This window comes from Streptomyces sp. NPDC055955 (assembly GCF_042270245.1).
Taxonomy (GTDB): domain Bacteria; phylum Actinomycetota; class Actinomycetes; order Streptomycetales; family Streptomycetaceae; genus Streptomyces.
This window is the reverse complement of the sequence record NZ_JBHJYS010000004.1, coordinates 449220-466339: the sequence shown is the minus strand read 5'-3', so window position 1 is coordinate 466339 and position 17120 is coordinate 449220. Positions and strand designations below refer to the sequence as shown.

At 70.8% G+C, this 17120-nt stretch carries 14 protein-coding genes; 6 read left to right on the top strand and 8 right to left on the bottom strand.

What is annotated here, in order from left to right; genetic code table 11:
• Nucleotides 1-664 precede the first annotated feature (664 nt).
• Both ACFC96_RS10680 and ACFC96_RS10675 read right to left on the bottom strand, forming a co-directional pair.
• Nucleotides 665-1396, bottom strand: a complete 732-nt coding sequence (locus tag ACFC96_RS10680; RefSeq protein WP_340459877.1) for a class I SAM-dependent methyltransferase — start codon at nt 1394-1396, stop codon at nt 665-667.
• Nucleotide 1397: 1 nt separating this feature from the next.
• Entirely contained in the window at nt 1398-2108 is a 711-nt protein-coding gene (locus ACFC96_RS10675) for a hypothetical protein (protein ID WP_376611470.1), read from the bottom strand.
• Nucleotides 2109-2224: 116 nt separating this feature from the next.
• Between ACFC96_RS10675 and ACFC96_RS10670 the strand changes: the two genes are divergently transcribed.
• On the top strand, nt 2225-2404 hold the full coding sequence (locus tag ACFC96_RS10670; RefSeq protein WP_340459875.1) for a hypothetical protein: 180 nt from the start codon (nt 2225-2227) through the stop codon (nt 2402-2404).
• Nucleotides 2405-2904: 500 nt separating this feature from the next.
• On the opposite strand, the gene ACFC96_RS10665 is transcribed toward ACFC96_RS10670, so the two are convergent.
• Both ACFC96_RS10665 and ACFC96_RS10660 read right to left on the bottom strand, forming a co-directional pair.
• The gene (locus ACFC96_RS10665; RefSeq protein WP_376611468.1) at nt 2905-4542 is read right to left on the bottom strand and encodes a multicopper oxidase family protein; all 1638 of its coding nucleotides are present in this window, start codon (nt 4540-4542) and stop codon (nt 2905-2907) included.
• Nucleotides 4535-5002 (bottom strand): hypothetical protein, encoded by a 468-nt coding sequence (locus ACFC96_RS10660; RefSeq protein WP_376611466.1) that lies wholly within the window; start codon nt 5000-5002, stop codon nt 4535-4537. The genes ACFC96_RS10665 and ACFC96_RS10660 overlap by 8 nt, the downstream gene beginning before the upstream one ends.
• A 92-nt stretch (nt 5003-5094) precedes the next feature.
• Here ACFC96_RS10660 and ACFC96_RS10655 point away from each other — a divergent pair, with 92 nt between their 5' ends.
• On the top strand, nt 5095-6006 hold the full coding sequence (locus ACFC96_RS10655; protein ID WP_376611464.1) for a LysR family transcriptional regulator: 912 nt from the start codon (nt 5095-5097) through the stop codon (nt 6004-6006).
• A 234-nt stretch (nt 6007-6240) separates the two neighbouring features.
• Here ACFC96_RS10655 and ACFC96_RS10650 read toward each other — a convergent pair whose 3' ends face one another.
• The 4 genes from ACFC96_RS10650 to ACFC96_RS10635 form a co-directional block, all read right to left on the bottom strand.
• Nucleotides 6241-7419: a Cmx/CmrA family chloramphenicol efflux MFS transporter gene (locus ACFC96_RS10650; protein WP_376611462.1), complete on the bottom strand. Its 1179-nt coding sequence runs from the start codon at nt 7417-7419 to the stop codon at nt 6241-6243.
• Nucleotides 7420-8117: 698 nt separating this feature from the next.
• The gene (locus ACFC96_RS10645) at nt 8118-8750 is read right to left on the bottom strand and encodes a TetR-like C-terminal domain-containing protein (protein WP_376611460.1); all 633 of its coding nucleotides are present in this window, start codon (nt 8748-8750) and stop codon (nt 8118-8120) included.
• Nucleotides 8747-9145: a VOC family protein gene (locus tag ACFC96_RS10640; protein WP_376611459.1), complete on the bottom strand. Its 399-nt coding sequence runs from the start codon at nt 9143-9145 to the stop codon at nt 8747-8749. Before ACFC96_RS10640 ends, ACFC96_RS10645 begins: the two co-directional genes overlap by 4 nt.
• 288 nt (nt 9146-9433) lie before the next feature.
• Nucleotides 9434-10108 (bottom strand): FadR/GntR family transcriptional regulator, encoded by a 675-nt coding sequence (locus ACFC96_RS10635; protein WP_376261230.1) that lies wholly within the window; start codon nt 10106-10108, stop codon nt 9434-9436.
• A 146-nt stretch (nt 10109-10254) separates the two neighbouring features.
• Here ACFC96_RS10635 and ACFC96_RS10630 point away from each other — a divergent pair, with 146 nt between their 5' ends.
• The 4 genes from ACFC96_RS10630 (at nt 10255) to ACFC96_RS10615 (ending at nt 17078) form a co-directional block, all read left to right on the top strand.
• Nucleotides 10255-11463, top strand: coding sequence for an aminotransferase class V-fold PLP-dependent enzyme (locus ACFC96_RS10630; RefSeq protein WP_376611457.1), 1209 nt, complete (start codon nt 10255-10257; stop codon nt 11461-11463).
• A 41-nt stretch (nt 11464-11504) separates the two neighbouring features.
• Nucleotides 11505-13070: an amino acid permease gene (locus ACFC96_RS10625; protein WP_376611455.1), complete on the top strand. Its 1566-nt coding sequence runs from the start codon at nt 11505-11507 to the stop codon at nt 13068-13070.
• Nucleotides 13071-13785: 715 nt separating this feature from the next.
• The gene (locus tag ACFC96_RS10620; RefSeq protein WP_376611453.1) at nt 13786-15504 is read left to right on the top strand and encodes a class I mannose-6-phosphate isomerase; all 1719 of its coding nucleotides are present in this window, start codon (nt 13786-13788) and stop codon (nt 15502-15504) included.
• Nucleotides 15505-15677: 173 nt separating this feature from the next.
• Nucleotides 15678-17078 carry a sugar porter family MFS transporter gene (locus ACFC96_RS10615; protein ID WP_376226302.1) on the top strand — a complete coding sequence of 467 codons (1401 nt, stop codon included), beginning with the start codon at nt 15678-15680 and terminating at the stop codon, nt 17076-17078.
• Nucleotides 17079-17120 lie beyond the last annotated feature (42 nt).

The following is a 17120-nucleotide window of genomic DNA, read 5'->3' as shown; positions in this document are numbered from 1 at the left end:
TGTCTTCCACCACATCGCCCCCAGGCGTCAACTGCCGTATTTCTTCCCAGAGATGCGGCGTTTGATCGTAGCGCCCGAACGGTGGAGCGGCCCGAGGTCGGGCGAAGCCCGGATCGCCGGTGACCGTGGCCCAGCCTGCCGGCATCGAAGCCTCGTCACGGTCGGGTACCTCGGCGGCACCGGCCTGCGCGCGGAGGTCGATGAGGCCGGCGGAGTTTCGATGAGGCCGGCGGCGTCGAGCTGTCCGGCCTCGCGTAGCGGGTCGCCGACCTGCGCGTGGTCATGCCGCGGATCGTCGATCCGTTTCGGGGTGGGGCGAAGACCCGCGGGAGGACGACACCGCAGTGTCAGTCACCCCACTGCAGGTAGAGGACAAGGCAAAAGGCTGTAGGGCGATCCGCATCGAGGGAGGTTGCTCTCCACGTCAACAGGAACACTTCTGGCGATCGTCATCCCGGGGGCGTGGCACTCCTTCTGATGGCCGCACGGGACGTGTGTGCGGAACGGACCGCTGGAAGCCGATGCCGAAGGTCGCACCGCTGGCGACGGATCTCGGCGGTACAGCGGCGCATACGGACGTCGGCACACACACGTCGTGTTCGCCCTCGGTGGCATCCTGCTCGTCAGCCCCCTCACCGGAATTTCGGGCCTGTGGACCGTCGGGTCATCCTGGCCGTGATGGGCGGCGCGCGGCCAGCAGATCGGCGCTGGGTGCGTGCACGACGTGCAGGCCCTGTGCCTCAAGTTCTGCGCCGAGCTCCGCGGCACTGGCCGGCCACAGCTCGAATGTCTCCCGCTGCCGGCGCAACACCCGGCCGTCTCGTTCGACGTGATAGGTGAAGATCATCCGCACGAACCCCGCATCGGGTTCTCGGATGATGTCCGCGCCGTACATGTCCGGGCCCACCCGGACCGGCCCGAGCCGTCCCACCTTCTCGCGCCCGGCCGGTAGTTCGGTGGGCGGAGGGTCGAAGAGCAGGAGCCCGCCCGGCAGGAGTGCGCGGCTGACGGCCTGCCAGGTGGATCGTCGGGTGGCGGGGTCGAGGCAGGCGATGATGTTGGACGCGACGGCCAGGTCCGCGACCTCCTCGAGTCCCGCTCTCTCGATGCACTCGGGGTAAAGAGTGACGCGGGCGCGCTGGTCAGCGCCCAGACCAGCCAGGCGGGACAGCAGGGCCGCGCGCATCGGGGCCGCCGGCTCGACAGCGTGGATCGGCGCGGCGGAAGCGGTCAGCAGGGTCTCGGTGACGATCCCGGTACCCGCACCGACATCAAGGATCCCGTGCCGGGCGTGGCCGGCCGCCTCGGCGAAGCGCCGTTTCGCCAAGCGGCGGTCGGTTTCGGCCTGGAGCAGATCGTAGAACTCGACAGAGACCGTGTAGCCGGAGCCGAACATCTCACTCACGTCCGCGCGGCCAAGGGAACGCGGGCGCGTAGCGGCCATGGTCCGCAGGCGCACCGCTGTTGAGACAGGCGAGAGCTCCGGCGCCACCGACGTGCCCTTCCAGGCGCCGGCCGAGAGCAAGGTCCGCCCGCCGGGTCCGCGGGACGGCACCACGGTGAACAGCATCTTGGCCCGGGTCGCGGCCTGCACGCCCTGTGAGGCTGGAGCCGGCGACCAGCGCTCGGGCCGGTCCCACGCCCGCCTCCTTCACAGCAACAAGCCTGCGGTCGGCAGCGGGCTTCCCACTGTCCACCCCCTCCGCTCCGGTGTCGGTGTCGGCGTCGATCACGTCATCCGCGTCCAGGACGTACCACCTGACCGCGAGGTCCCTCACCGGGGCCGACACAGCGAGGTCGATCGTCCGGCCGCGCCTCATCAGCGTCCGCGGCAGCCCGGAAGCGCCGACGAGGGCCCGCATGCGGGGCCAGGGGCCGGCGCACAGCTCCTGATGCGCCGTTCCGACCGCCTGGGCCCGGCCACAGTCCTCACCGGTCGCGGGTACGTGGTCCTGCAGCCCGTCGCCCCCTGTGCCGCGCGCTCCGTCGAAGCGCGCCGTCGCCCGGCTGCGGCCGCACTGGGCGAGCGCCTCGGTCCGGGCGATCGGGTGGCAGTGGCTCATGACGAGCGGAGGCCCACCGGCATGGAACTGCGTCACGACCGGCATCAGTCGCCTCCCTCGCTCGAGCCTCGTCTGCCTGTTCTCGACCCTACGATCAGCCCACCCCCACGGCACGGTCCCCACGGCCGTTTGACGGCGTTGATCAGGGAAACCCGCACCGTATGACACATCACGCAGGCGCGTGCCGCACGGTGGTGGTCACCGGCACCAGCAGCGGCATCGGGTGCGCGTGCATGGCGGCGTTCGGCTCCCGGGGCTACCGGCCCGCGGCGATCGCCCGCGGCCGGGCAGGCCTGGACGGGGGGTGCGCGAGGCCGAACGAGGCGGCGCCGCGAGAGTGATCGTCATGGAAACTCGAACACAGCCTCGGCCGGTAGGAGCCGTGATCATGGGAACTGTGCCTGTACCAACCGACCCCGACGTCACGCCGATGCCGCCCGAACCCCCGCCACGCCCCAAACCCCCGGGCCCCGGCGAACCGCCCGATGGGCCGAAACCGGTCGATCCGCCAAGCCCACCGAATCCCCCGACACCGCCGCCCGACTCACCCGTCCCGCCACCTGACCCGGCCGCGCCCCCCCAGCCCGGATGAGCCCGACCCTGCAGAGCCGAAGCCGGATCGCCCTCCGCCGACGGAGCCGCCGGACTGATGGATCCTACGAGTGACGGCATCGGCCATCAGCGTTCTTGGTCGTCATCGCGGCTTCACGCTCGCGGCGACCGGCGGCCGGCGGCAACAAGCCATTCGCTCCGGCTGTGGCTTTGGCCGAAGCTTGTGAGCTGCCGCTTTGGCTGAGGCTTGTGAGCTGCGGCTTTGGCTGAGGCTTCTGACCAGGACGCGTCAGGCTATTTCGAGGTTGGCCATCATGCCCATGTCCTCGTGTTCCGCGTTATGGCAGTGGAACAGGTAGCGGCCACGGTAGCCGTCGAAGCGAGTGATGATCTCCGCTGATTCACCCGGTCGCAGCGAGATCGTGTCTTTCAGTCCGGCATCGTGCGGCAGGGGCGCGCGCCCGCCGCGGGCCAGCACCCGGAATCCGACCAGGTGGAGGTGGATGGGGTGGTGGACATCGGCGACCAAGCGCCATACCTCCACGGCTCCGAGGCGGGTGCGGACATCGGTGCGTGAGGGGTCGAAGGCTCGTCCGCCGATGACCCAGCCGCGGCCGTGCTGCATCTGTCCGGCGCGGAAGGCGAAGTCCCGGATCGTGGTTGCCTCCGAGCGCCGCCAGGTAGGCAGGTCGTCGGCGAGCAGTGCGGGGATACGGGTGTCTTCCCGGCCTCGCCGTGCGATACGGAACGCCATCACCTCGCGGGTCCGTCCGATGCCGAGCCGGTTGATCAGGCGCACCCGGCTGCCGACCGGCAGGCCAGCGAAGTCGACTGTCACGTCGTAGCGTTCCGCCGGTGCGATCGGCAGGGATGTGTGCGTGACGGGGGCGGCGAGCAGACCTTGGTCGGCGCCGATCTGCACCAGGTCCAGGCGGCGTCCGTCGTCGGCGACGGCCCGGAGTTCGTAGTGGCGGGCGTTCGAGGCGTTGAGCAGCCGCAGCCGGTACCGGGACGCGTCGACCTCGTGGATCGGCCACGGTGCGCCGTTGACAAGGATCACGTCGCCGAGCACACCGGCCTCGTACGGCGCCCTCACACCGGGCCGGTCGCGCAGTGCGGGGTCGAAGGACGGGTACATGAGGGTGCCGTCGGAGTCGAACGACCTGTCGGCGATCATCAACGGCAGTTCGCGTTCTCCGCGAGGCAGGTCGAGGGCGTCCTCGGTGTCGTCGCGGACGATGTGCATCCCGGCCAGGCCGCGCCAGATCGCCGGGGCGGTGAAGTCCATGCGGTGGTCGTGGTACCAGAGCATCGCCGCGCGCTGGTCCATCGGGAAGGTGTACTCACGCGTGGTCCGGCTGGTGACCGCGCGGGCGTCGGGCATTGCGTGCGCGCCGGTGTGCGGCTGCTGGTGGTGGTGTGCTGCCGGATCGGGCCAGCCGCGCGGGAGGACCAGGTCGGTGGGGTAGCCGTCGGAGGCGGCGGGGGTGCGCCCGCCGTGCAGATGTACCACGGTCGGCACGGGCAGCTCGTTGCGGTGCGCCACGGTGATCGGTCGTCCGCGGCGGGACTCGATCGTCGGGCCGGGGAAGGTGCCATCGTACGTCCACAGCCCCGTTCGGATCCCGGGGAGGATCTCCGAGGACACCTGGCGCTGGGTGATCTCGTACCGGTCGGTGTCCCCGGAGGTGTCGACTGGCTCGAGGACGGAAGGGATCGGCAGCGGCATGGTGTACGGCTTGGGCAGAGGAACGGCGCTGCGCAACTGATTGCCGGTACTCGCGGGACGGTGCGCCATCGCACCCGAGATGGTCAGCCCGCCCGCCGTGGCGAGCCCCAGCGCGCCGCCGAGGCCGAGCACGTGGCGGCGGCTCCACTCCGTGCCGCTCCGGCCGTGGTGACGGACGGGTCCAGGTCGCTCAGACATGGGGCTCCTCCCGCCCCGGCTCGCCGGCGTCTGCGGCCCGGTCGGCTACGGCGCGGTTCGGCAGCGGCCGCACCCAGACCGCGGCGGACAGGACGGCCAGGGCCGCGATGAGCATCACGCCCAGGGGGAAGTGCACCCACAACAGGCCGGACACCCCTGCCATGTACTGCCCTGCCTCGGCCGCCACGATCAGCACCGACAGGGATATCGGCCACAGGCTGCGCGTCCGCGCCCAGGCCGCGGCGCCGGCGGCGGCCTGCAGCAGTCCCAAGGAGAACACGATGTCGGCGCCGCGGGCGTGCCAGTCGAGGCCGCCGATCTCCCCGGTGAGGTAGACGCCCGCGAAGACCGGTTGGCCGAAGGCCGCGACGGTGTGCACGGTCACCGCCGCCCGGAACAGCCGACCGCCAATGCCGGTGCGCCGCAGGGTTGTTGATGGTCGTTCATGTGTGGTGGCCATGCCCTCCACAGTCATGCTCACCGCAGCATCGAGTCAAAGATCAATATTGCTATCCTGCTATGCCTTCGGCGCTATGAGAGGGGAGGGCGACGATGGATCTGCATGCGCTCGAACAGTTCCTCGTGGTCGCGCGGCTGGAACACCTCAGTCGGGCGGCCGGAGAACTGCGGGTCGCTCAGCCGTCGTTGAGCCGCACCATCGCAAGGCTGGAGTCCGAAGTCGGCGCGCCACTGTTCGATCGGGCTGGGCGTCTGCGGCTCAACGAGTCGGGGCGGCTCTTCCGAGATCACGTCGAGCGCTCCCTCGGGGAGCTGGCGGCAGGACGCCGCGCTGCGGTGGAGGCGGCCCGCGAGGGCGTCGGCGGCGTACGGCTCGCCTCGGAGACGTTCCTGACCATCACCGGCCCCCTGGCCGCGTACAAAGACGCCCACGCCGATGTCGACGTCGAACTCCACCAGATGCCGGCCACGGACATGCACCGTGCCCTGCGCGCCCGCGAGGTCGACCTGTGCGTCGCGTCCCAGCCGATCCCGGGCGACGGACTGGACAGCGTCCACCTGTACGACGAGCCTGTCTGGCTGGCCGCGCCGCCCGGCCACCGGCTCGCCTCCCGCGCCTTCGTCGGTGTCGAGGAACTGCGCGAGGAGCCGTTCGTCATCTCACGGCGGGGCCACTGGCAGCGCCGCCTGCTCGACCGACTCTTCGCGGGCCACGACCTGACCCCGCGGATCGTCTGCGAGGGCGACGAGCCGGCCGCCCTCGCCGGCCTGGTCAGCGCCGGCATCGGCCTCACCCTCGTCCCGGCCATGGCCCGCGGTTCCGGCATCAGCGCACCGACTGCCTGGATCGGCATCGACGACCCCGCCTGCCGCCGCACCCTCACCCTGCACCGGGCCGCCGACAGCCGACTCTCGACCGCCGCCCGGCTGATGCACACCACCCTCGCCACGTGGCCCTGGAACACCACAGGCAACGAGCAGCCGGGCAGCCAGCCGCAGCGATGACGCGCCGGCCGCCCGGCCCAGGTGCGGCGGGTGCCGTCCGCAGCTTGATCCCGACGGTCCGGACGGCACCCCGTGATCCGGACGGCACCCGTTATCCGAACGGCACCCGTTATCTGGAGGGCGCCCGTCATGTGGAGGGGGCAGATCTTCCCGATGGCTGAGGCCGCGGGCGTCACGGCTCCGGGCGCAGCTCCACCAGACGGCCCTCGACGCTCAAGGCAGCTTTCGAATCTGTCACTGGAGCACCTCGGCGCTCCGGCCGGCCGCGACCACCGTGCGGAGCGGGAACGCGATGAGCAGCGCGACAGCGACCAGGAGCCCGCTCGCCCACAGCGGCCCTAGATCCCCGACCCTCGTCCTGAGGGTGGTCGCGGCGACGAGAGGCCCGGCGGCGGCACCGATGTTGAGTGCTGCGGTCGCATACGAGCCGGCCATGGTGGGGGCTTTCGATGCCTCGTAGAGGACCCGCGTGATCAGCGTGCTGCCCAGTGCGAACGACAGCGCACCCTGTACGAACACGAGGGTGCACAGGGCGACCGGGTTGTCGGCCAGTACCGCCAGGGCCGGCCAGCCGACGAGCAGGAGCGGACCGCCGGCCGCGATGACCAGACCGGGTCGCCGGTCGGACAGCCGGCCGGCGACGGTGACACCGACGAAGGAACCGGCACCGAAGAGCACCAGAACGACGGAGATCCACAGTTCGCTCAGCCCGGCGGTGTCGGTCACGACGGGGGCGAGGAAGGTGAAGCTTCCGAATGTTGCCGCGTTCACCAGCGCGCCGAGCAGCATCACGAGGATCAACCGCGGCGTTGCGAGCTGGGCGAGCTCAGCTCGCAACGCCGGCCCGCCGGTTGCCTCTTCCTTCCCCCGCCCCTGTGAAATGCCCTTCAGAATGCCGAGAGCCGCAGGCAGGCAGAGAGCGGCGACTGCCCAGAATGTGGCTCGCCAGCCGAGCACCGTGCCGAGTACCGACCCGCCGGGGACACCGGCGACAGTTGCCACCGTCGTGCCCGACAGCAGAACGGCGAGCGCACGTCCCTTCTTGTCGGCCGGAACCAGCGTGGCGGCAGCCGTCAGCGCGACGGCAATGAACCCTGCGTTGGCGAGAGCGGCAACGACCCGGGCAGCGACCAGGACCGGAAAGCTCGTGGTGAGGGCGCCCACAGCGTGGGCTGCCGCGAAGGTCAGCACGAATCCGAGAAGGCTGGAGCGCCTGGGCCAGTTGCGTGCGAGCCCGGCCACGAGAGGGGCGCCGACCATCATGCCGATCGCGAAAGCTGAGGTGAGCACGCTCGCTGTCCCGACCGTGACGTCGAAATCTGAGGCGATGGCCGGCAACAGCCCGGCGAGCATGAACTCCGAGGTGCCCATGGCGAAGACCGCCATGGCAAGCAGATACAGCGGAAGAGGCATCGAAGACTCCGAGGTGAGGAGAAGAACGAGAAAGTCATCTCGTCACCGCGGCCAGCCCCACGAGCGCACGCGTCCCACCGCAGACTGCGGCGCAACGACAGGGCTACGAGTTCAGGGCTTCAGGGGGCTGACGGCGTGACCGAAAGCCCCCACCTTGTCTGACTCAGGACTCGACATGGCTCGCACGCTACCCGACCGATGCTCGTCGAATCACCCGGGTTTCGCTGTCATCGGCCTGTGTCACCGTCGGCCTGTGTCACCAACATCATGTCCCCGCACACTTCGTCCCGCGCGGATGTCCAGCCCGCTTCCAGGGGGCTCTCGGCAGGCTCGTCGTCCAACGGCGTGTGGAGCCGGCCGAGTGTGCCTCCTCGAAGCCGAGCTCCGTGACATGCACCTCGGTCTTCGCAGGCCGGTTGCTTCTCGTGACCGGCTCCCTCAGGTGTCCGGTTCGGTTCCCTCTGCCCAGAGCCACAGCCTCGCGCGCGGAACCCAAGGCGCCCCATCTCGCACTGATCACGGGGCCCAACTGAGGCCGACTGGCCCGCATTTCTGAACGTCAGACGGAATGAAGCGTCGCACCGTACAGACGGATGGATTCTCGCCTCCGCGGAAGGCTGCGATGCAGGGCCGGCCTGCGCTGGGGCACAGCTCTCTACTGGCAGGGACGGGCAGGGGCCGACAGGGACGGGACGGGTTCAGTGGGGATGGCGGTGGACGGCGGGCAGTCGGCTGATCGCGACGAGCTGGTCGAAGTCGACGGCGACGCCGCATAGAAGCAGGTCGGTCAGCCGGCGGGCGGCCGCCCTGTCGAGGGGGGCGGTGCCGAGCAGGACACGCTGGTAGACGACGGATGCGAGCAGGTCCACCACCAGGCCGGGCTCCGTGTCGGGGCGCAGGTCGCCCCGGTCGACGGCGCGCCGGACCGCGGCCTCGGCGGCGGAGCGACTGGGTTCGACCAGGGCGGTCAGCAGATGGCGGTGGAGCTCCGGGTCGGCGGCGCACTCCGCTACCAGCGGGGCGAGCACAGCGGGCGGCAGCCTGGTGTCCAGGGCCTCGGCAAGGAGTTCGACGCTCTGCTGGAGATCGCAGCGGGTGCAGTGGGTGTCGGGGGTGGGCGGGGTGACGAGCACCGACGCCAGCGCGTCGATGACCAGCCGCTGCCGCGTCGGCCAGCGGCGCCGGATGGCCGCCTTGGTGGTCCCGGCCCGGGCGGCCGCCTTCTCCAAAGCGAAGCCCGTGTAGCCGTCCTCGCGCAGCAGCTCGATGGTGGCGGCCAGCACCGCCGCCCCGATCGCCGGGTCGCGCGGCCGGCCGCCGGAGGGGCTCATCGCCGGTCGTCCTGTGGGTACCAGCGCAGCTCGACCGTGTTGCCGTCCGGGTCCCGCACGTACACGGACTGCGCAGAGCCGCGGGCGCCCCAGCGCGGCACGGGGCCCTCCAACACGGTGAACACTCCCGAGTCGACGACCTCCTGCCAGTCGAGCGGCTCCACGACCAGGCAGAGATGGTCCACGTTGGCTCCCTTCCCCACCGCGCCCTCGGTTCGTTGGACGAGATCGATGACGGTCCCGGCGTTCACCCGCACCGACGGGAACGGCGCCTTCTTGGCCCGCCACTCGTCGACCCGCTCGCCGGCGAGCCCGAGCGGGCCGCAGTAGAAGGCGAGCGACCGCTCGATGTCGGCGACGTTGAGCACCAGATGATCGAAGCCGGTGACACGCATGTGAGGTCCCCTCGGTGGACGCCGTCATTAAGATCCGAACCGATCCGGATCGTATTACCGCTCGCGGACCGCCCACAACCCCTCTTGCCGGAACCGGCCCCGAACCCCCACCCATCTGCCCGTGTGGATCGGCCGGAGCGACGTGACATCTGGTGCGGCACATCGCAGAACTCCGCGCCGCCCTCACCATTGGCGCTCGACCGGCGCTCCATCGCCCGCATCACCAGCCCTCAGGCCGGTGCGCCGGATCTGTCCGCGCCTGCCGGGGCACCGGCCGTTCGGAGAGAGTCAGTGGGGCCGGGGACGGAACCGGCGCAACCAGTCCTGGGTATGGGTGATGTGCGCTCCCGCGGCGAGCGCCGCGGCCATGGGATCGCGTGCCGCGATCGCCGCCGCGATCGCCCGGTGACCCTTGTCGCTGTCCCGGCGGACCTCCTCGATCGAGTAGATGTCGTAGTGGCTGCCGCGCGAACGGAACACCTCGACCAGCGCTGCCAGCGACTCGTTCCCGCCCGCGTCGCAGATCCGCTGGTGGAAGCGGGCGTCCAGGTCGCTCAGTGCGGTGTGGTCGGTCTCGCGCTCCATGGCGGCGAGCAACTCCGACAGTTCCGTGTCGAGTTCGGCGGTGGCACGCGCTGCGGCCTGTCCGGCCGCGTGGGACTCCAGGACGCGGCGGATCTCGACGAGTTCGAGGAGGCCGTCCAGCGGGACCAGGTCCACGGTGGCGGCGAAGCCTCGCATCATCTCGGCCGGGCGCAATTGGGAGACATAGGTGCCGGAGCCGTGGCGGGCCTGGAGCACGCCGAGCGCCTCCAGTTCACGCACGGCCTCGCGCAGCGAGCCGCGGGAGGCTCCGAGCTGATCGCAGAGTGCGGGTTCCGCGGGCAGCTTCTGACCGGGCGTCAGCTCGCCGGAGGCGATCAGCCTCCGGAGCTGGGCCACTACGTCCTGTTTGGCAGCCATCCACTCCCCCGTTGTCTCTGCTCGGCGAGCCTATCGCCTCAAGTCATCGTATGACTCTGCGCCACATCCGTTCCGTTGCACGTATCCATGCTGCTACTTTCCCACTGCCCAGAGAACTCATCGGACAACTTTGAGGAAGTCTCGCCATGCCTCAGGCCGACCTCCGCCCCCTCGCCCCCGATCCGGCGCTCCGGCCGGACGGCCTCCCGGCACTGGACGACTGGTCACTCGACCCAGCGGTACGCCACCTCAACCACGGATCCTTCGGCGCGGTGCCGTCGGCGACCGGGGCGTGGCAGCAGGCGCTGCGCGAGGAGGCCGAGCGCGACCCGGTCGCGTGGTTCCGCCACCTGCCGGCACGTGTGGCCCAGGCGCGGTGCGCCATCGCCGACTGGCTGCACGCACCGCGAGAGGCGACGGCGCTGGTCCCCAACGCGAGTGCGGGCGTCACGGCCGTACTGTCCTGCCTGCCGCTGCGCGCGGGTGAACGGATCGTGGTCACCGACCACGCCTACGGCGCCGTCGACATGGCGGTACGGCGCCACGCGGCACGCGCCGGCGCCCAAGTCGACACCGTGCACATCCCGCTGGCCGCGGACGCCGAGCAGAGCGCCGCACTGGTGCGCGAGGCAGTGGACTCACACGACCGTACGGCCCTGGTCGTGGTGGACCACATCACCTCCGCCACCGCCCGGCTGATGCCGGTTCAGCAGATCGCCGCGGACTGCCGTGAGCGCGGCATCGCGCTGCTGATCGACGGCGCGCACGCACCCGGAATGCTCGCCGAGCCGCTGCGCGGCCTTCAGGGCACGTACTGGGTCGGGAACCTGCACAAATGGCCCTGCGCCCCGCGCGGCACCGCGGCTCTCGTCGCTCAGCCGGCCGATGCCGCCGACCGGCAGCGCCTGTTCCCGCCGATCGACTCCTGGGGCGCCCCGGACGACTACCCACAGCGCTTCGACCAGCAAGGCACGCTGGACCTGGCCGCCTGGCTGGCCACCCCCCATGCACTGGACCTCATCGAGGACCGCTACGGCTGGGACGCGGCCCGGACCCATATGTCCGCCCTGGCCGACTACGCCCAGCGGTACGTCGCCGAGCGCTGGGGTGTCAGCCTCGACGGGCTTCCCCCTGAACCGGCTCCCGCGATGCGGTTGGTCCCCCTCCCCGACGCCGTCGCCACCGATCAGGCCGCCGCACACGCGCTGCAGCACGCCATCGCCGACCGTCACGCCTGCGCCACATCCGTCACCACCTGGCGTGGCCGCGGGTTCCTTCGCCTGTCGGCCCACCTGTACAACACCCCCACCGATTACCAGGACTTCGCCGACCGCTGCGACGTGCTCCACCCCTGACGCCCGCCGACCGTCCACCACCTCACCCCCACAGGGACGCCATGACGCGCAGAAAGACGATCGAAGCCACCATCGCCGAAGCCGGCGCCGGCACCACCCGGCTCACCCGCGCACTCGGCCCGCTCCAGATGACGCTGATGGGTATCGGCGTCACCGTGGGAGCCGGAATCTTCGTCCTCACCGGCACCGCCGCCGCCCGCTACGCAGGGCCGGGCATCGTGCTGTCCTACCTGCTCGGCGCCGTGGCCACCTTTCTGGTCGCGCTGTGCTACACCGAGTTCGCCAGTACGGTCCCGGTCGCCGGCAGTGCATACACCTATGCCTACGTCTCACTCGGCGAACTCGTCGCGTGGATCATCGGCTGGGACCTGATCCTGGACATGACCATGGGGGCCGGAGCGGTGGCCACCGGCTGGTCCCAGTACTTCACCGACTTCCTGGGCACCTTCGGGGTGCACCTGCCGTCGGCCATCGCCGGGCCGACCGCGACCGTGAACGTTCCCGCGGTGCTCGTCATACTCGTCCTCACCGCGATCCTGGCCTCGGGCATCCGCACCACCGCGCGCATCAACATGGCCATGACACTGGTGAAACTGGCCGCCGTGGCCCTGTTCCTGGTCATCGGAGTGCAGCACCTGCAAACCGCGAACTGGTCGCCGTTCATCCCGGCCGCCAAGTCCGCAGCCGAGAGCGGAGGATTCTGGCAGGAGCCGATCCTGAGCAGGCTGGGACTCGGGCTCAACGCCAGTTTCGGCGCGGCGGGCGTGCTCACGGGCGGAGCCATCATCTTCGGCGCCTACTCCGGCTTCGACATCATGGCGTCCGGCGCGGAAGAGGCCCGCGACCCCCGCCGCACCATGCCCCGCGCGCTGAGCGCCACGGTCGCGGTGTGCGCGCTGCTCTACGTGGCCGTCGCGCTGGTCGTCACGGGGATGCAGAACTACACCAAGCTCGACAACGCCGCGCCCATCACCGGTGCGCTGGAGGCGGTGGGCGCCCATTGGGCGACCCGGATCATCGGGCTGGGCGCGATCTGCGGACTCACCACCGTCGTCATGATCATGATGCTGGGGCAGTCCCGGGTCTTCCTGGCCATGAGCCGGGACCGACTGCTTCCGGAATGGTTCGCGCACGTGCACCCCGTCACCCGCAGCCCACGCCGGATCGTCTGGCCCCTGGGTGTCGCGGTGGCGATCATGACCGCGCTGCTGCCCATCAACGATCTTGCCGAACTGGGCAATATCGGAATGCTCTTCTCCTTCATCATCGTCTGCCTCGGCGTTCTACGGCTCCGGCGCACCCAACCCTCCTTGCCCCGAGGCTTCCGCACCCCCTGGGTACCGTTCGTCCCCGTTCTGGGCACCGTGCTCTGCGTGGTGCTGATCCTCAGCCTTCCGACCATCACCTGGGCCCGGTTCCTGGCCTGGATGGCCGCCGGTCTGGCCATCTACTTCCTTTGGGGCCGCCACAACAGCCGTTTCGCCACCGCCGAGAAGCCGTCGACATCCGTCACGGACATGGACACGGACGCGGACACGCACGCGGACTCGGACACGGACGCGGACGCGGACGCGGAGCTCAGTCCCGACCAGTCGGGGCGTCGGTGAGCCCTGGAACGCGCCACCGCCGAAAAGGCCCCCGGTCTGCGCCGGTCGACGGAACAGCGGGGCCGGTCCTGGCGTGACAGAGACGCGAGGGGCAGGTGCGCTCCGGTTCGGGCGCCGCGCAGCGGCCGAAGGCCGACGGCGGCACTGTCCCCTCGCCGTTCTCGAACGGCTCCGTGCTGGACGTCGCAACGGTCCCGGACTGCCCGCCCCGCCTGACCGACAGGCTGCCGGAGCGGCGTACCGAGGGACCGAGGGACCTCACGGGCTGCGAACAGTGGGGCGGCTCAAGGGACTGAGCCGCCCCACTTCCGTGTGCCAGGCGCCATCCTGATGCCTCTTCAGGAGTCCGCACACTTTGCATTTCTGCTGGTGAGACGCCCTCTATCAGTCACCAAGCCCCCCAGCCGAGCGGCACGACACGACCACGCCGGGCACGCCGAACACGCGGGCACCTCGGACCGCACACCACCCCGCGACCAGGCAACGCCGACACCACCCTCACTCCGGCACCCTGCCGTACCCAGGCGCCCCCACCCCCGGAAGCCCGGGAGCCGGAAAGCGACGCAAGCCCTGTGGCCCTCCTCACGACCTCCCTCATCCGTCCACCTCTGGTCTCATCCTCAGGTCATTGTTATCGTTAACACGCACCAGGGACACGCTCCCCACCCGGAGCACCCGACCCGTGCTGCTGCGACAACCTCTCTGGAGAGTCACCATGACCCGCCCCTACGACCGCAATCCCCGCTATTCCGCAGTCGACGGGACTGTGCTGCGCGGCTGGCCCGCCGCGGCCGCCGCGCTGCCCGCCGGTGAGCTGATCCTCGCCGTCGACGGCCCGGCGGCCCTGGACTGGGCGGCGGCAGCCCGCGATCTCGCCGCCGCGTTGACCGCACAGGGCCGCACCGCGCACCTCCTCGACCTGCGCGCCCACGAGGCGGACTGGAACACGGTCCTGGAGCGCACCGGCGACGCCCCCGGCGCCCCTCACACCGACCGCTACTACCTGCCGCTGTCACGCTCCCCGCTCTCCGACCTCTACAGCGAGCTGCCGCGGGCCGAGCGCCCCGCCGACGGCGTGCTGATCGTCCACGGCCCCGGCGCCGCCCTCATCGGTCACGACGTGCTCTGGTACGCCGACCTGCCCAAGCGGTTCGCGGAGGCGGCGATCGCCGCGGCCGAGCTTCCGGTCGGCGTGAACCTCGGCCGCCACCGTGAACCCGGCGACCTCCGCCGCCTGTTCTACGCGGACTGGCCGATGACGGACGCCCACCGCGACGCCCTCGCGCCCCGCGTCGACCGCTGGCTCGACCTCCAGGACCCGACCGCCCCCGCATCGATCGACGGCACGGCGCTGCGCGCCACCCTCGCCGAGCTGGCCCGCGGCCCGGTCCGCACCCGCCCGTACTTCAACTCCACACCCTGGGGCGGCCAGTGGGCCGTGCGCGAGCTCGGCTTCGAGCCCGAGGGCGGTAACACCGCGCTCGGCTACGAGCTGATCGCACCCGAGGCCGGTGTGCTCGTCGGCGGCGACGCCGATGCGCAGGTGGAGCTCCCCTTCCAGCTCCTGTGCGTCCTGCACCCGGAGGAGTTCCTCGGCCGGGAGGTGCACGACCGGTTCGGCACCTCGTTCCCGATCCGCTACGACTACCTGGACACCGTGGAGGGGGGCAACCTGTCGCTCCACCTGCACCCGCGCGAGGAGTACATGCGCGGCCACTTCGGCTGGCCGTACACCCAGCACGAGACGTACTACGTCACCGCCCACGAGGGCGACGACCCTCGCGTCCACCTCGGGCTCCAGCAGGACGCCGACCTCGCGCTGATGCGCAAGCAGGTCGAGGCCGCCATCGAGCGCAGTGAGGAGATGGACGTCGAGCGCTTCGTGCAGTCGCACCCCTCCGAGGACGGCCGCCTCTACATGATCCCGGCGGGCACGCCGCACGCGTCCGGCACGGGCAACGTCGTACTGGAAATCAGCGCAACGCCGTACCTCTACTCGCTGCGGTTCTACGACTGGCTCCGCAAGGACGCCGTCGGCAACTCCCGCCCGCTGCCGTACGAGCACGGCTTCGCCAACCTCGACGCCCGCCGGCAGGGCGCCGACGTGACCCGCGACCTCATCCAGGACCCGCGCACCCTTCGCGAGGGCACCGGGTGGCGCGAGGAGGTCATCGGACAGCTCGACGAGATGTTCTACGAGGTCAGGCGTCTGGTCATCGAGCCGGGCTCCGACGGTGCAAGCGATGACACCGAGGGCAGGTTCCACATCCTCAACGTGTCGGCGGGCGCGGGCGTGGTCATCGAGACGGCCGACGGTCGCACGCACGACCTGGCCTTCGCGGAGACGCTGACGGTGCCGGCGGTGGTCGGCTCGTATCGGGTCCGGCCGATCGGCGACCGCACCGTACACGTGGTCAAGTCGCTCGTCAGCTGACCCACCCGCACCCGGTGAGCGAGGTCGATCCGCTTCGGGTCACCCCACACGCCTGGTGTTAACGATAACCACACCGGACCTCCGCTCAAACGGTCCGCTGTTCACCCTTCCCCTTCCCTTCCCCCTTGCCCAGGACAGCGCCTCAACGTCGAGGCGCGGAAAGAGGCAGTGCCATGAGCCGTACCACCGTCCCCACGCGGCCACCCGCCGCGGCCCCCTCCCCGACCGCGGGCCGTTCCGTGGTCACCATCGCCGTCGTCAGCGCCCTGGGCGGGCTCCTGTTCGGCTACGACACCGGCATCATCTCCGGCGCCCTGCCGACCATCGCCGACGACTTCGCGCTCGGTGACGGCGGCCAGCAGGTCGTCACCAGCGCGATCATCGTCGGCGCGATCGTCGGCGCCGTCCTGTCGGGACGGATCGCCGAACGCCTCGGCCGCCGCAAGGCCGTGCTGTGGTCCGCCGGCATCTTCGGTGTCGGCGCCGTCGCGGCCGCCGTCGCCCCGGAGACGTGGACGCTGTGCCTGGCGCGGCTCGTACTCGGCCTGGCCGTCGGCCTCGCCTCACAGGCCGTCCCGCTGTACGTCGCCGAGATCGCGCCGCCCGCCAAGCGCGGCGGGCTCGTCGTCGCCTTCCAGCTCGCCGTCACGCTCGGCATCCTGGCCGCCTACCTCGCGGGCTACGCCCTCGACGAGAACTGGCGCTGGATGTTCGGCCTCGGCCTCGTGCCCGCCCTCGTCCTCCTCGCCGGCATGGCCGCGCTCCCGGAGAGCCCCCGCTGGCTGTTCACGCACCGCGGTCCCGAGGCGGCACGCGCCGTTCTCGACCAGGTCAGGTCCGGCCCGGCAGCCGTCGACGCCGAGCTCAGCGAACTGGCGTCCACCGCTCACGAGAAGGGCGAGCGCGGGCTGCGCGCTCTGCGGGCCCGCTGGCTGCGCCCGGCCCTGATCGCGGGCATCGGTCTCGCCGTGGCCTCGCAGATCACCGGCATCAACGCGATCATCTACTACGCCCCGACCATCCTCGGCGACTCCGGCTTCGGCCGCTCCTCCGCCATGCTCACGACGGTCGGCGTCGGTGTCGTGAATTTCCTGATGGTGGCGCTCGGCATCTGGCTCGTCGACCGGATCGGCCGCCGCAAGCTCCTGCTCGTGCTGCTGCCGGGAGCGGTCGTCTGCCTCGCCGTGATGGCCGCGGTGTTCATGGGTGGCCACGCCCCTCAGGGCGGCGCCCGCTGGCTCGTGGTCGCCTGCATCCTCGGGTACATCGCCTGCAACGGCGGCAGCCTCTCGGTGGTGGTCTGGCTCGCGGGACCCGAGATGTTCCCGTGGAAGGTGCGGGCCGTCGCGGTCGGCGTCTCGACCTTCGCCGTGTGGTTCGTGGACCTGATCGTGTCCCTCACCACCCTGTCCCTCACCAGCGCGCTCGGCGTATCGGGCACGTTCTGGCTGTTCACCGTCATGAACCTGCTCGCGTTCCTGTTCACCTTCCGCTACGTGCCCGAGACCCGCGGGCGCAGCCTGGAGGAGATCGAGGGCGCCCTGCGCTCGGGCACGTTCCGCGTGATGCGCTGACCGGCCCGGACCCGGGATCCTGTACGGAGAAGGAATCGACTG

Excerpts from the sequence above, each read along its gene's own strand:
- ACFC96_RS10680 (WP_340459877.1), bottom strand. The coding sequence starts at position 1,396 with ATGTTCGGCTCCGGCTACACGGTCTCTGTCGAGTTCTACGATCTGCTC.
- ACFC96_RS10675 (WP_376611470.1), bottom strand. The coding sequence starts at position 2,108 with ATGCCGGTCGTGACGCAGTTCCATGCCGGTGGGCCTCCGCTCGTCATG.
- ACFC96_RS10670 (WP_340459875.1), top strand. The coding sequence starts at position 2,225 with ATGACACATCACGCAGGCGCGTGCCGCACGGTGGTGGTCACCGGCACC.
- ACFC96_RS10665 (WP_376611468.1), bottom strand. The coding sequence starts at position 4,542 with ATGTCTGAGCGACCTGGACCCGTCCGTCACCACGGCCGGAGCGGCACG.
- ACFC96_RS10660 (WP_376611466.1), bottom strand. The coding sequence starts at position 5,002 with ATGGCCACCACACATGAACGACCATCAACAACCCTGCGGCGCACCGGC.
- ACFC96_RS10655 (WP_376611464.1), top strand. The coding sequence starts at position 5,095 with ATGGATCTGCATGCGCTCGAACAGTTCCTCGTGGTCGCGCGGCTGGAA.
- ACFC96_RS10650 (WP_376611462.1), bottom strand. The coding sequence starts at position 7,419 with ATGCCTCTTCCGCTGTATCTGCTTGCCATGGCGGTCTTCGCCATGGGC.
- ACFC96_RS10645 (WP_376611460.1), bottom strand. The coding sequence starts at position 8,750 with ATGAGCCCCTCCGGCGGCCGGCCGCGCGACCCGGCGATCGGGGCGGCG.
- ACFC96_RS10640 (WP_376611459.1), bottom strand. The coding sequence starts at position 9,145 with ATGCGTGTCACCGGCTTCGATCATCTGGTGCTCAACGTCGCCGACATC.
- ACFC96_RS10635 (WP_376261230.1), bottom strand. The coding sequence starts at position 10,108 with ATGGCTGCCAAACAGGACGTAGTGGCCCAGCTCCGGAGGCTGATCGCC.
- ACFC96_RS10630 (WP_376611457.1), top strand. The coding sequence starts at position 10,255 with ATGCCTCAGGCCGACCTCCGCCCCCTCGCCCCCGATCCGGCGCTCCGG.
- ACFC96_RS10625 (WP_376611455.1), top strand. The coding sequence starts at position 11,505 with ATGACGCGCAGAAAGACGATCGAAGCCACCATCGCCGAAGCCGGCGCC.
- ACFC96_RS10620 (WP_376611453.1), top strand. The coding sequence starts at position 13,786 with ATGACCCGCCCCTACGACCGCAATCCCCGCTATTCCGCAGTCGACGGG.
- ACFC96_RS10615 (WP_376226302.1), top strand. The coding sequence starts at position 15,678 with ATGAGCCGTACCACCGTCCCCACGCGGCCACCCGCCGCGGCCCCCTCC.